Source organism: Streptomyces sp. NPDC051183 (assembly GCF_040682455.1).
Taxonomy (GTDB): Bacteria; Actinomycetota; Actinomycetes; order Streptomycetales; family Streptomycetaceae; genus Streptomyces.
Genome location: NZ_JBFBBA010000002.1, coordinates 46,721 through 59,158 on the forward strand (window position 1 = coordinate 46,721; position 12,438 = coordinate 59,158).

The window sequence follows — 12,438 nt, forward strand, 5'->3', positions numbered from 1 at the left end:
GGGCTCAGTTCGCCCTTCGGTGCTGTGCGGCGCGGGCCGTGAATTCCGCGTCGCGCAGCACCCTTTGTGCGTTGCCCCAGGTGAGCAGGGCCAGGTCGGTCTCCGGCCAGCCGCGCTCCAGCAGCTCCGCGACCAGCTTCGGGTAGCCCGAGGGATCGGTCAGACCCGTCGGCCGGGGGACGCCCGGCTCGGCGCCGAAGCCGGCGCCCAGGCCCACGCAGGTCGGACCCGCGACGGCCCGTACGTGGTCCAGGTGGTCCGCCACCGCGTGCAGGGAGTCCCCGGTCCGCGCGGTGTCGAAGGTGACCATCGCCAGGCCGTTGCCCTCCCGCAGCGCGAGCAGGACATCGTCGGTCGCGTTGTCCGGATGCGGGTTGAGCGCCGCGGCCGCCGTGTGCGAGATGATCACCGGCGCCTTGGAGGCCCCGGCGAGCTGGCAGGCCACCACGGGCCGGCAGCCGGTGAGGTCCAGCAGCATCGCCAGCCGGTTCGTCTCGCGGACCACCTCGTGGCCGAAGGCCGTCAGGCCCTCGTCCGCCCAGGGGGCTCCCGCGGGCGCCAGGATCCGTACGCCCAGTGCGTGGAAGGCGCGCAGCGCGCCCAGCGAGTCGGTCAGCGTGCAGCCGGGCACGGGCCCGAGGAACGAGGCGATCCGGCCCCGGTTGCGGGCGTCGGCCAGGTCGTCGGCGCTCAGCGCGAGGCACAGGCTGTCGGGGTAGCGGCGCACCAGGGCCCGCGCCACGTCGATCTGTTCGAGGGTGTCGGACACCACCTGGTCGCCGGCCGCGGCCTCGCGCGGCCGGCCCGGCGGCACGAGCAGCGACCAGAACTGGGCGCCCACTCCCCCGGCGCGCAGCCGCGGGATGTCGGTGTCGACGCCCACGTCCGGGGTGTCGATGTCGTGGTACGGGCTCTGGCGCAGGGTCCAGACGAGGGTGTTGCACCCGTCCGCGACAGGATGCACGGACAGCAGGGCGGCGGCCCGCTCCAGCGCTCCGGCCACCACCGCGACGGGGGTGTCCTCGGCTCCGAGGGATCCGGGTCCCACGGGGGTCACGGGGCTCGTTTGCGGTTCATCCTGCAGGTCGGCCATGGCAATCGCTCCGGTCTCGGCGGCAGCGGGGAGAGAAGCAGGGAAGATGTTGCCACCGTGACATGTGGGACGTGTGAGCCGCCCGGCAGGTGTGGCGTTCGGGTGTAACCGGCAGGTCACACCCGTCGCCGCACCGCCGGGCGGAACACGGGGGAGCAGCGCGCGGGGCCTACGGCGCCGCGTCCAGGACGGCGTTCGAGGGACCGCGGGACGCCGACTCCGCGCGCGCCACCGCTTCGGCGTCGCGCAGCGCCCGTACCGCGTTCGACCAGGTCAGCTTGGACAGGTCGGCCTTGGACCAGCCGCGGGTCAGCAGCTCTGCGATCAGGTTCGGGTACCCGGCCACGTCGTCCAGCCCGGACGGGGTGAAGGCCGTGCCGTCGTAGTCCCCGCCGATGCCGATGTGGTCGACGCCGGCCACCTCGCGCATGTGGTCCAGGTGGTCGGCCACCGTGGCGGCCGTGGCCACCGGACGCGGGCGCCCCGCCTCGAAGGCCCGGTGCAGGGCCATCGCCTCGGAGGTGGTGTCGAGGTGGTGCAGGCCGTGTGCGCGCAGGTTCTCGTCCGCGGCCAGCGTCCACTCGACCGCCGCCGGGAGGATGAACTTCGGCACGAAGGTGGCCATCGCCACCCCGCCGTTGGCCGGCAGCAGCGCCAGCACGTCGTCCGGGATGTTGCGCGGGTGGTCGCAGACCGCCCGCGCGGAGGAGTGCGAGAAGATCACCGGCGCGGCCGAGGTGGCGATGGCGTCCCGCATCGTCGTCGCGGCGACGTGCGAGAGGTCGACCAGCATGCCGATGCGGTTCATCTCGCGCACGACCGCGCGGCCGAAGTCCGTCAGGCCCCCGTGCCGGGGCTCGTCGGTCGCCGAGTCCGCCCAGTCGATGGTGTCGTTGTGCGTGAGCGTCATGTACCGCACGCCGAGGCGGTGCAGGGCGCGCAGCGTGGCGAGCGAGTTGTTGATGGAGTGCCCGCCCTCGGCGCCCATCAGCGAGGCGATCCGGCCGTCGGCGCGGGCCGCCTCCATGTCGTCCGCCGTCAGCGCCCGCACCAGGTCGCCGGGGTAACGGCCGATCAGCTGGTCGACCGCGTCCATCTGCTCCAGCGTGGCGCTGACCGCCTCGTCGCCGGTCAGCTCGGTGCTGACGTACACCGACCAGAACTGTGCGCCGACGCCGCCGGCCCGCAGCCGGGGGATGTCGGTGTGCAGGTGCTCCGACTGGTCGCCGGCGATGTCCCGCCGGTCGAGGTCGTAGCGGACCTGCTTGCGCAGCGCCCAGGGCAGGTCGTTGTGGCCGTCGACGACCGGGTGCTCGGCCAGCAGCTCACGCGCCTCGTCCAGGCGCTGCGCCGCGCTCACTTGCCGAACCCGAAGGACTCCTGGCCGGCGACCTTCGTACGCAGCCGCTTGCCCTTCTCGGTGGCCTGGTCATTGAGCTCCTGCTGGAACTCCCGCATCCGGGCCAGCAGCTCGGTGTCGTGCGCGGCCAGCATCCGTACGGCCAGCAGGCCCGCGTTGCGGGCACCCGCGACGGAGACGGTGGCGACGGGAACCCCGGCGGGCATCTGGACGATCGACAGCAGCGAGTCCATGCCGTCGAGGTACTTCAGGGGCACGGGTACGCCGATGACCGGCAGCGGGGTGACCGACGCGAGCATGCCGGGCAGGTGGGCCGCCCCGCCGGCGCCGGCGATGACCGCCTTCAGACCGCGCTCGGCGGCCTGCTCCCCGTACGCGATCATCTCGCGCGGCATCCGGTGCGCGGAGACCACGTCGACCTCGTAGGGGATCTCGAACTCGTCCAGGGCCTGGGCGGCGGCCTCCATGACCGGCCAGTCCGAGTCGGAGCCCATGACGATGCCGATGAGGGGGTTGCTCTGGGTGCTCACTCGGTGATCGTTCCTCTGAGGTAGTCGGCGGCGTGACGTGCGCGCTCCAGCACATCGTCGAGGTCGTCGCCGTAGGTGTTGACGTGGCCGACCTTGCGGCCGTGTTTCACGTCCTTGCCGTACATGTGGATCTTCACCTGCGGGTCGTGCGCCATGCAGTGCAGGTACGCCGCGTACATGTCGGGGTAGTCCCCGCCCAGCACGTTCGCCATGACCGTCCAGCGGGCGCGGGGGCGCGGGTCGCCCAGGGGGAGGTCCAGGACCGCGCGGACGTGGTTGGCGAACTGGGAGGTGACGGCACCGTCCTGGGTCCAGTGGCCGCTGTTGTGCGGGCGCATCGCCAGTTCGTTGACCAGGATGCGGCCGTCGGTGGTCTCGAAGAGCTCCACGGCCAGGTGGCCGGTCACGCCGAGCTCCTTGGCGATGCGCAGGGCCAGGGCCTGGGCCTCGCCCGCCAGCTCCTCGGAGAGGTTCGGGGCGGGGGCGATCACCGTGTCGCAGACCCCGTCGACCTGGACGGACTCCACGACCGGGTACGCCACGGCCTGGCCGTGCGGGGAGCGGACGATGTTGGCCGCGAGTTCGCGGACGTACTCGACCTTCTCCTCCGCGAGGACCGGGACGCCCGCCTTGAAGGGGGCCTCCGCGTCCTCGGGCGTGCGCACGAACCACACGCCCTTGCCGTCGTACCCGCCGCGCACCGTCTTGAGGATGACCGGGAAGCCGCCCACCTCGTCCGCGAAGGCCGCCGCGTCCGCCGGATCGCTCACGATCCGGTGGCGGGGGCTCGGCGCACCGATCTCGTCGAGCTTGGCGCGCATCACCCCCTTGTCCTGGGCGTGCACCAACGCGTCGGGCCCTGGGCGGACGGGGATGCCGTCCGCTTCCAGGGCCCGGAGGTGTTCGGTGGGCACGTGCTCGTGATCGAAGGTGATCACGTCGCACCCGCGCGCGAAGGCGCGCAGGGTCTCCAGATCGCGATAGTCGCCGATGACGACGTCGCTCACGACCTGGGCCGCCGAGTCCTGTGGGGTGTCACTGAGGATCTTGAATCTGATGCCGAGGGGGATACCCGCCTCGTGGGTCATGCGGGCGAGCTGTCCGCCGCCGACCATGCCGACTACCGGGAACGTCACTCCTCCAGGGTATCCGCCGGTATTCCGCCATCCGGACACGCCCCTGGCCCGTACCGATCGGTGCGCCCGTAGGACGTACGGGTGTGCCGTGCGTCGCACGGGGCCCGAAGGCACAGACGGACCACCGGGGCGACACTTAACATGGACGGGTTGACGGACGACCCCAGACGCCTCCAGCGGGGCGACAACGGACAGGGACTGACCAATCACATGAGCGTGCCGAAGAACGGATCTGCCCTCGACCGCGTACGCGGCCTCGCACGAGAGGTCGCCAAGTTCGGGGCCGTCGGCGGGATCGGCGTGCTGGTCAACCTGGGCGTCTTCAACCTGATCCGCAACACGACGGACCTGCAGGTCGTCCGGGCGAGCGTCATAGCCACCGTCGTGGCCATCGCCACGAACTACCTCGGCTTCCGCTACTTCGCCTACCGGGACCGGGCCAACCAGACCGGCCGGACCCGCGAGCTGACCCTCTTCGCCCTGTTCAGCGCGATCGGCCTGATCATCGAGAACGGCGTGCTGTACTCGGCCACCTACGGCTTCGGCTGGGACGGCCCGCTCGCCAGCAACTTCTTCAAGTTCGCCGGCATCGGCATCGCCACCGTCTTCCGCTTCTGGTCCTACCGGAGCTGGGTCTTCAAGGCCCTGCCCGCGCCCGCTCCGGCCTCGCTGGTCGTCGAGCAGCGCGACGGCCAGAGCGCTTCCCGCGCCCCCGAGCCCGCGAACAACTGACTCCCCCCGACTCCCGCGAACGACCAGCGGCCCGGAGCGGCTAGCGGACCGTCTGCTCCGGCTCCGCGGGCTGCGGGGCCGTCCGGCTGAGGAACAGCGCGAACACCGGCGGCTGCGCCTGGAGCAGCTCCAGACGGCCGCCGTCCGCCTCCGCGAGGTCCCGGGCCACCGCAAGGCCGATCCCGGTGGAGTTGCGGCCGCTGATGGCCCGCTCGAAGATCCGGTTGCCGAGGTCCGGCGGGACGCCCGGCCCCTCGTCCGTGACCTCCAGCACCGCCTGGTTGCCGATCACCCGGGTACGCAGTGCGACCGTGCCGCCACCGTGCATGAGCGCGTTCTCCACGAGGGTCGCCAGGACCTGCGAGACCGCCCCCGGGGTGCCGACGGCCCGCATGCCCGTCTTCCCGGAGCGCACGATGGCCCGTCCGGCGCTGCGGTAGGCCGGCCGCCACTCCTCCACCTGCTGTTTGACGATCTCGTCCAGGTCGAAGGGCACGGCCGAGCCGGTCCGCGGGTCGCGCGAGTTCGTCAGCAGCCGCTGCACCACGTCCGTGAGCCGCTCGACCTGGGTGAGGGCGATGGTCGCCTCCTCCCGTACGGTCTCCAGGTCCTCGGTGACCGTGATCTCCTCCAGCCGCATGGACAGCGCCGTGAGCGGGGTCCGTAGCTGGTGGGAGGCGTCCGCGGCCAGGCGCCGCTCGGCGGTCAGCATCCGCCCGATCCGGTCCGCGCTGGCGTCCAGCACGTCGGCGACCCGGTCCAGCTCGGGGACCCCGTACCGCTTGTGCCGGGGCCTGGGGTCGCCGGATCCGAGGCGCTCCGCCGTCTCGGCGAGGTCCGTGAGCGGGGAGGCCAGCCGGTTGGCCTGGCGTACGGCGAGCAGTACGGCCGCCACGACGGCAAGCAGCGCCACCGCGCCGACCACGGCCAGGGTGCGCACGACCTCCCTCGTGACCGTGGAGCGCGCGACCTCGACGACCACGAGCTCGCCCTGTTCGCCGCGGGCGGTGCCCCGGATCACGCTGTCGGGGATCCGCTCGCCGACCTCCACGGCCGGCTGCCCGGGGACCGTGATCCGCGCGTAGCGGCCGGCGTCGAGCTGCTCGGCGAGGGCATCGGGGTCGATCCGCTGCTTCTCCAGGACGTTCGACTCGACGATGCCCACCAGCCGCAGCGCTTCGGACTCGATCCGGTCCTGGGCGCTGCTGGTGATCGTCCGGGTCTCCACGATGACCAGGGAGACCCCGAAGACGGCGATGACGACGAGCACCACGGCGAGCGTGGAGTTGATCAGGCGGCGGCGCATGGCTTAGTGAAGGCTCAGCTCTTCTCGAAACGGAAGCCGACGCCCCGGACGGTGGCGATGTAGCGGGGGTTGGCGGCGTCGTCCCCGAGCTTCTTGCGCAGCCAGGAGATGTGCATGTCGAGGGTCTTCGTGGAGGACCACCAGGTGGTGTCCCAGACCTCGCGCATCAGCTGGTCGCGGGTGACGACCCGGCCGGCGTCGCGGACCAGGACCCGCAGGAGGTCGAACTCCTTGGCCGTGAGCTGGAGCTCCTCCTCCCCCATCCAGGCGCGGTGCGACTCGACGTCGATCCGCACCCCGTGGGTGGCCGGCGGCTGCGCGGCCTCGGTGGAGCCGCGCCGCAGCAGGGCCCGTACGCGGGCCAGCAGCTCGGCGAGCCGGAAGGGCTTGGTCACGTAGTCGTCGGCGCCGGCGTCCAGTCCGACGACCGTGTCGACCTCGTCCGCGCGGGCGGTGAGGACCAGGATCGGGAAGCCGTGGCCCTCCGCGCGCAGCCGGCGGGCCACCTCCAGGCCGTCCATCCCCGGCAGGCCCAGATCCAGGACGACGAGGTCGACGCCGCCCTGCAGTCCTGCGTCCAGGGCGGTGGGGCCGTCCTCCCGGACCTCGACCTCGTACCCCTCCCGGCGCAGGGCCCGGGCCAGTGGTTCCGAGATGGATGCGTCGTCCTCGGCGAGCAGTACACGCGTCATGTGGGTGATGGTAGTCCGCGGCGGCTGTGACAAGGGGCCCGCCAGTACACCCCTGGCTATCTGGTCTTATGAACTACTAACCGCCTTCGAATGTGACCGAACGGTTCCCTCCGCGCCTGTGATCCATCTCTCAAGTCCTTTCATATGCCACAGTGTCGTGTCGTATGGTGGCGAGACGCCTGATGCACTACCTGAGAGACCTTTGTGCCCAAAAGCGCGCCGAAGGTCTCTACTTCTGTCCTGACCGTTCTGGCAGTCCTCTGTGACTGACCTGTCCGGGCTTGATGACAGTGAATGACCTATGGGCCGGGCCCGCCGCGCGAAGATGCGCGACCGGGCGTGGATCCCGGTTACGGATGTCCCTCCGCTCCCGCCACCGCGGGGCGGGACCCCCAGGCGTGGGGTGGGGCACCCGCTGCCGGTGCCGGCCACCCCCCACCGGGCGCGGATGAGCTCACGAAGCCGAAGCGTCCCGAGCAAGCAAGGATCGACCATGGCTTCCAGCCTGACGAAGGACGCGGCGGATCCGTCCACCGAAAAGACCTTCTTCGGCCACCCCCGTGGCCTGGCCACTCTGTTCATGACCGAGATGTGGGAGCGGTTCTCCTACTACGGCATGCGTGCGCTTCTGGTGCTGTACTTGGTCTCCGGCGGTGTCGACGCCGCGGCCGGAAGCCAGGGCGGCGGCCTCGCCTTCAAGGCCACGACGGCCACGGCCATCTACTCCGTGTACGTCGCCATGGTCTACCTGATGGCCATGCCAGGCGGCTGGTTCGGCGACCGCGTCTGGGGCGCCCGCAAGACCGTGGCCATCGCCAGCTTCATCATCATGGCCGGTCACCTGGCGCTCGCGCTGCCCGGCCAGATCGCGTTCTTCGCCGGTCTGCTGCTGGTCGCGGTCGGCTCCGGTCTGCTGAAGGCCAACATCTCCACGATGGTCGGCCACCTGTACCGGGGTACGGACGACTCGCGCCGCGACAGTGGCTTCACCGTGTTCTACATCGGCATCAACCTGGGTGCCCTGCTCGCCCCGGTCGGCATCGGCATGGTCGGCGAGCTCGTCAACTGGCACCTCGGCTTCGGTCTCGCCGCGGTCGGCATGGGCCTCGGCCTGCTGGTCTTCCTGCTGGGCGGCCGCACGCTGAGCCCGCAGAGCAGCCTCGTCCCGAACCCGCTGTCCGCCGCCGAGCGCAACAGCATCGTCACCAAGGTCGTCATCGGCGTCGTCGTCACCGCGGTGTTCTACGGTGCCGTGGTCGCGATGGACATGTTCACCCTCAAGTGGGCGCTGTACCCGATCACGATTGCCGGCCTGATCATCCCGGTCGCCGTCCTCACGCGGATCAAGCGGGACAAGGACCTGTCCCCGGTCGAGCAGACCAAGATGAGCGCCTACATCTGGTTCTTCGTGGCCGCCGCCGTGTTCTGGATGATCTACGACCAGGGCGGATCGACCCTCTCGCTCTTCGGCGACAAGAACTCCGAGCGCAGCCTGTTCGGCTGGGACATCCCGAACGTCCTGTTCCAGTCGCTGAACCCGCTGTTCGTGGTGCTCCTGGCCCCGGTGTTCGCCTGGGCGTGGCTGGCCCTGTCCCGCCGCAACCGCGAGCCCAGCACCATCGTGAAGTTCTCGATCGCCCTCGTCATCGTCGGCGCCTCGTTCTTCGTGTTCTGCCTGCCGCTGAACCAGACCGCCGGCACCGACGTCAAGGTCACCATGTGGTGGCTGGTGCTCATCTTCCTGATGCACACCGTCGCCGAGCTGTTCCTGTCCCCGGTCGGCCTGTCGGTCACCACCAAGATGGCGCCGCAGAAGTACGGCTCCCAGATGATGGGCGTCTGGTTCCTGGCCGTCACCGCCGGTGACTGCGTCACCGGTCTGCTCGGCCTCGCCGAGGTGAAGATGAACGGTGTCGGTGTGGTCGCCTTCGAGGCGTTCGCCGCCGTGCTCGCCGGTCTCGCGATCTACATGTACCGCAAGAAGGTCAATGCGCTGATGGGCGACGTGAACTGACGCGTCCCCCACTGACGGCCGAACGGCCCGGCACACCGGAAGGTGTGCCGGGCCGTTCTTCGTGTCCGCGGGGCTACCGGGTGCCGCGCAGGCGGCGCCACGGGGTGAAGGTGAACACCGCCCCACCGAGGAGGATCACGGTGCCGGCGACCAGGGCCAGGGCCTTGATGCCGCCCTCGTCCTCGGCGCCGGTCTCGGCGAGGTTGCCGCCCGAGGGGCTGCTCCCGGTGGTGGCCGGGGAGCCCGAGCCGCCCGCCTGGGCCGTGGTGTCCAGCTCGAGCGAGACGCCGCTGCTGACCGCCTTGCAGGGCACGTTGATCGGGGTGGACCCCGGGGCCATCGTGACGTCGATCGTCAGCTGGTCCGGGCTCAGCGTGACCTTGCCGGACTTGCCGGGCTTGTACGTCCCGGTCATGTCGCTGAGGCTGACCGGCGCCTTGTCCGGGATCGGCTCCGCGTTGGCCGGGCCGGAGACCTTGACCGTGCCGCTGTCGGCGCCGCCGAGCTTGACGTTCATCGAGGGCTTGAGGGCCCCCGCCGGCAGGGCCATCGGCGCCGCCATCGCGCCCTTGGCGGTCTTGACGGTCAGGTCGTAGCTGCCGCCGTTCTTCTTCGCGTTGATCGTGACCGGCGTCTTGATGCCGCCGGGGACGACCGGGCCGCAGTCGAAGGCCACCTCGACGGCCTTGCCCGGGAAGTCGGTCTGGCCGCCGCCCCCGCCGGCGGTGGTGCCGCTGGTCGTGCCGCTCGTTGTGCCACTGGTCGTGCCACTGGTCGTGCCGCCCTTGGTGGCGCCGCCGTCCGTCGTGCCGCCGCTGCTGCCGGCCGCCACGTCGATGGTGGCGCCGACGCCCACGGCACCCGTGGGCGCGCACTTGGTGACGAAGGTGCCGAAGGAGAAGGTGACGGCGACGTCGTACTTGCCGGGTGTCAGGGTGATCTTGCCCGGCTTGGTGAGCTTCAGCTTCCCCTTCATCGTGGACATCTGCATGGGCGCCTTTTTGGGGATCGGCGGGTTCTTCTTCTCCCCGACGACCTTCAGCTCGCCGCCCCCGCCGCTCACCGTGATCCAGCCGGTGGGCTGGACGGAGTCCGCGGGGATGTCCATCAGGTCCGTGTTGTTGGAGGCGGGCTTGACTGTCTCCCAGGACACGTCGACCTCGTCGCCGACCTTCGCCGAGGCCGGAGCGGTGACCTTGGCGGTGGTCTCGCCCTCCACCGGGCTGCCGCCGCCGGCGGGCGGCACGCACTTGACGTTGAACTTGGTCTCGGCCGCCTGGGCGGGAGTGGCTCCGATGGCAATACCGGCGCCGCCGAGCAGCAGCGCGATCACGGCCGCGCTCACCCTCCGTTGGGTTTTCACGAATGTCCCTTCGTCGTCGAACGGTTCTCAGACGGTGCGGACGCCTGTGGTGCTGTGCCCGGCGCGCTGTCCGGCGCACGGTCCGGGGTGAACCACGGCAGGACCGCCGTGGTGGTCTGGGGGGACCGAGCCGGGTGCTCGGTGCGCGGCTGTGCGGGGCCCCGTACGGCGGGGATCCGGGGCAGGCGGGCCGTCACGGCCGCCGCCGCGTCGGGGAGGCGGGCGCCGCGGTGCCGGCCGCCGGCGCCGGCGGGCTCGCGCGGGCGGACCTTGTCCACCACGGCCATGCCGATGCGGAAGATCCCGGCCGGGATCACCAGCAGGAGCAGTCCCCAGAACAGCAGCACGCCGTACGGGCGGGCGACGCCCCAGGGCTGGGTGGCCACGACCGTCTCGCCGTACTTGAGGGAGATCGTGTAGTCCCCGTGGGCTCCCGCGGACAGGGAGACGTCGAGGGCGACCTCCGCCTTGCCGCCGGGCGGGATGGTGCCCTTCCACCGGACCTCCTCCCAGATCGGCGCGAACACCCCGTGGGCGATGCCGAGCTGGAAGACCGGGTCCTTGACCGGTGCGGAGCCGAGATTGCCGACGGTGACCGTGAACTTCCGGCCGGGCGGGGCGCCGAACCAGGTCAGCACCCCGTCGTCGCCCTTGAGCCGGACGCCGGTGAGCATGGCCAGGCGGGCGGTGCCGCCCTCGGCCGGGAGCTCCGCCACCGGGTGGTCGGTGATCTTCAGCGCGGCGGCGACGGTGGACTGGTCACCGTTGACGGAGGTGACGTTGACGATGCAGGGGCACGGCTTGGGCGGCGCCACGACGGGGAGCTGGGCGCCGAAGCGGCCGTCGTCGGCGACCGAGACCGCGACCCCGTCGGCGTTGGCGCAGCTGTTGGTCCCGCCGATCATGTTCTGTCCGCAGAGCAGCAGCATCACCAGGGTCTTGGGCCGCCAGCCGGTACCGGTGACGGTGATCTCCGTCCCCTTGGCGGCCTCCTGGAGGGAGAGCCCCACGGCGGGCTTGCCGTCGGCCGCGGCGGCCCCGGCCGCCGGGAGCAGCAGGAGCGCGGGGACCGCCAGGAACACCGCCAACACGGCCGCGACGAGGGCCCGTACCCGAGCGCGGGCCCGTATCCGAGTGCGGGACCGGCCGCCGACCGTCCCGCCGACCTTGGCGCTCACCTGGGTGCTCCCGTCAACTCGTGTTCCGCTACCGGTTCTTGTTCTGGTACGCCGACCAGGGCGGGCGGATCGTCCCGCCGGGTCCGCCGCCTGCGTACGAGGAGCAGCGCGACCGAGGTGGTCGCGCCGAGGCCGAGCAGCCCGGCTCCGGTCCACGCGGCGATGCCCCAGGGCACGAACCAGGCCGAGGCGTGCCCCGTGGCCCGGGCGCCGCCGGGGGCGGTGACGGTCAGGGTGAGGGAGGCGTGGTCGAAGACCGGGGCGCCGGGCCAGGGTTCGGTCAGCTCGACGCGCTGGCCGGGCAGCAGCTCCACGGGGACGGGGTGGGCGCTGCGGCCCGGTACCTCGCCGAAGCGGCCGCGGGCGCTGATGGACAGCTCGGGGGCGAGGGCGACGTTGCCCCGGTTGACCAGGGTGTAGGCGACCTCCGCGGCCGCGCCCCTGCCCCGTACCGCGACGTCCTCGACGGTGAGGGCGGCCAGCGTCGGGCCGCTGACGCGCAGGTGGACCCGTACACCCACTTCGCGGCCGCCCTCGGTGGCGACCACGGCGGCCGGGTGGTCGCCGGGCGGGGAGGCGGGCGGCACGGTGACGGTGAAGGGGACCACCGCGCGGGTGCGGGGCGGGATCTTCACCGTGGCGGAGGCGCCGAAGCTGATCCAGGAGCCCGCGCCGGCCGCCGCCCCCGTCGGGCCGTCTCCGGCCGCGGGCCGGGCGGGGCGCACCGCGAAGGCGCCGTCGGCGGTGTTGTAGGCGTCGGCCCCGCGCAGGGTGACGGTGCGCTCCTGGTCGGTGGTGTTGGCGAGGGCGAGCCGGTCCTCCAGCACGGTGCCGGGGGTGCCCGCGAGGTAGAAGTACGGCCGGGCGGCGGTGCGCCCGGCGGCGGGCTCGGCGGTCCAGCCCGGCTCGTCGGCGCGCGCGGGGGCGCCGTACAGCGCGGCGGCGGCGAGGAGCGGCACGAGGGCGGCGAGGCACAGGCGGCGGACGGGGAGGACCCGGCGGGGGCTCGGGGCGGGGACGTGGAGCACGGGCAT

At 71.9% G+C, this 12,438-nt stretch carries 11 protein-coding genes; 2 read left to right on the forward strand and 9 right to left on the reverse strand.

The window, feature by feature from the left end; all coding sequences use genetic code 11:
- Positions 1 to 4: 4 nt before the first annotated feature.
- From AB0M99_RS02170 to AB0M99_RS02185, 4 genes are all read right to left on the reverse strand, one after another.
- Positions 5 to 1,093 (reverse strand): membrane dipeptidase, encoded by a 1,089-nt coding sequence (locus tag AB0M99_RS02170; protein WP_365916607.1) that lies wholly within the window; start codon positions 1,091 to 1,093, stop codon positions 5 to 7.
- A 169-nt stretch (positions 1,094 to 1,262) separates the two neighbouring features.
- A complete protein-coding gene (locus AB0M99_RS02175) occupies positions 1,263 to 2,453 on the reverse strand; it encodes a dipeptidase (protein WP_365916609.1) in 1,191 nt (396 codons plus the stop codon).
- On the reverse strand, positions 2,450 to 2,947 hold the full coding sequence (purE, locus tag AB0M99_RS02180) for a 5-(carboxyamino)imidazole ribonucleotide mutase (RefSeq protein ID WP_365916897.1): 498 nt from the start codon (positions 2,945 to 2,947) through the stop codon (positions 2,450 to 2,452). Before purE ends, AB0M99_RS02175 begins: the two co-directional genes overlap by 4 nt.
- A 32-nt stretch (positions 2,948 to 2,979) precedes the next feature.
- Positions 2,980 to 4,098, reverse strand: coding sequence for a 5-(carboxyamino)imidazole ribonucleotide synthase (locus AB0M99_RS02185; RefSeq protein WP_365916898.1), 1,119 nt, complete (start codon positions 4,096 to 4,098; stop codon positions 2,980 to 2,982).
- A 231-nt stretch (positions 4,099 to 4,329) separates the two neighbouring features.
- Between AB0M99_RS02185 and AB0M99_RS02190 the strand changes: the two genes are divergently transcribed.
- Positions 4,330 to 4,851: a GtrA family protein gene (locus AB0M99_RS02190; protein ID WP_365916611.1), complete on the forward strand. Its 522-nt coding sequence runs from the start codon at positions 4,330 to 4,332 to the stop codon at positions 4,849 to 4,851.
- Positions 4,852 to 4,891: 40 nt separating this feature from the next.
- On the opposite strand, the gene AB0M99_RS02195 is transcribed toward AB0M99_RS02190, so the two are convergent.
- Entirely contained in the window at positions 4,892 to 6,157 is a 1,266-nt protein-coding gene (locus AB0M99_RS02195) for an ATP-binding protein (RefSeq protein ID WP_365916613.1), read from the reverse strand.
- A gap of 14 nt (positions 6,158 to 6,171) precedes the next feature.
- A complete protein-coding gene (locus AB0M99_RS02200) occupies positions 6,172 to 6,849 on the reverse strand; it encodes a response regulator transcription factor (protein WP_183069176.1) in 678 nt (225 codons plus the stop codon).
- Between the two features lie 493 nt (positions 6,850 to 7,342).
- On the opposite strand from AB0M99_RS02200, the gene AB0M99_RS02205 reads away from it, so the two are divergent.
- On the forward strand, positions 7,343 to 8,863 hold the full coding sequence (locus tag AB0M99_RS02205; RefSeq protein WP_365916616.1) for an oligopeptide:H+ symporter: 1,521 nt from the start codon (positions 7,343 to 7,345) through the stop codon (positions 8,861 to 8,863).
- 73 nt (positions 8,864 to 8,936) lie between these two features.
- Here AB0M99_RS02205 and AB0M99_RS02210 read toward each other — a convergent pair whose 3' ends face one another.
- From AB0M99_RS02210 to AB0M99_RS02220, 3 genes are all read right to left on the reverse strand, one after another.
- Positions 8,937 to 10,208, reverse strand: coding sequence for a hypothetical protein (locus AB0M99_RS02210; RefSeq protein ID WP_365916618.1), 1,272 nt, complete (start codon positions 10,206 to 10,208; stop codon positions 8,937 to 8,939).
- A gap of 14 nt (positions 10,209 to 10,222) precedes the next feature.
- Positions 10,223 to 11,302: a hypothetical protein gene (locus AB0M99_RS02215; protein WP_365916899.1), complete on the reverse strand. Its 1,080-nt coding sequence runs from the start codon at positions 11,300 to 11,302 to the stop codon at positions 10,223 to 10,225.
- 98 nt (positions 11,303 to 11,400) lie between these two features.
- Positions 11,401 to 12,438 carry a hypothetical protein gene (locus AB0M99_RS02220; RefSeq protein ID WP_365916620.1) on the reverse strand — a complete coding sequence of 346 codons (1,038 nt, stop codon included), beginning with the start codon at positions 12,436 to 12,438 and terminating at the stop codon, positions 11,401 to 11,403.

Bases quoted from the DNA above. Each gene is read 5' to 3' on its own strand.
- AB0M99_RS02170 (WP_365916607.1), bottom strand. From the start codon at position 1,093: ATGGCCGACCTGCAGGATGAACCGCAAACGAGCCCCGTGACCCCCGTG.
- purE (WP_365916897.1), bottom strand. From the start codon at position 2,947: ATGGGCTCCGACTCGGACTGGCCGGTCATGGAGGCCGCCGCCCAGGCC.
- AB0M99_RS02185 (WP_365916898.1), bottom strand. From the start codon at position 4,098: ATGGTCGGCGGCGGACAGCTCGCCCGCATGACCCACGAGGCGGGTATC.
- AB0M99_RS02190 (WP_365916611.1), top strand. From the start codon at position 4,330: ATGAGCGTGCCGAAGAACGGATCTGCCCTCGACCGCGTACGCGGCCTC.
- AB0M99_RS02195 (WP_365916613.1), bottom strand. From the start codon at position 6,157: ATGCGCCGCCGCCTGATCAACTCCACGCTCGCCGTGGTGCTCGTCGTC.
- AB0M99_RS02200 (WP_183069176.1), bottom strand. From the start codon at position 6,849: ATGACGCGTGTACTGCTCGCCGAGGACGACGCATCCATCTCGGAACCA.
- AB0M99_RS02205 (WP_365916616.1), top strand. From the start codon at position 7,343: ATGGCTTCCAGCCTGACGAAGGACGCGGCGGATCCGTCCACCGAAAAG.
- AB0M99_RS02220 (WP_365916620.1), bottom strand. From the start codon at position 12,438: ATGCCCGTGCTCCACGTCCCCGCCCCGAGCCCCCGCCGGGTCCTCCCC.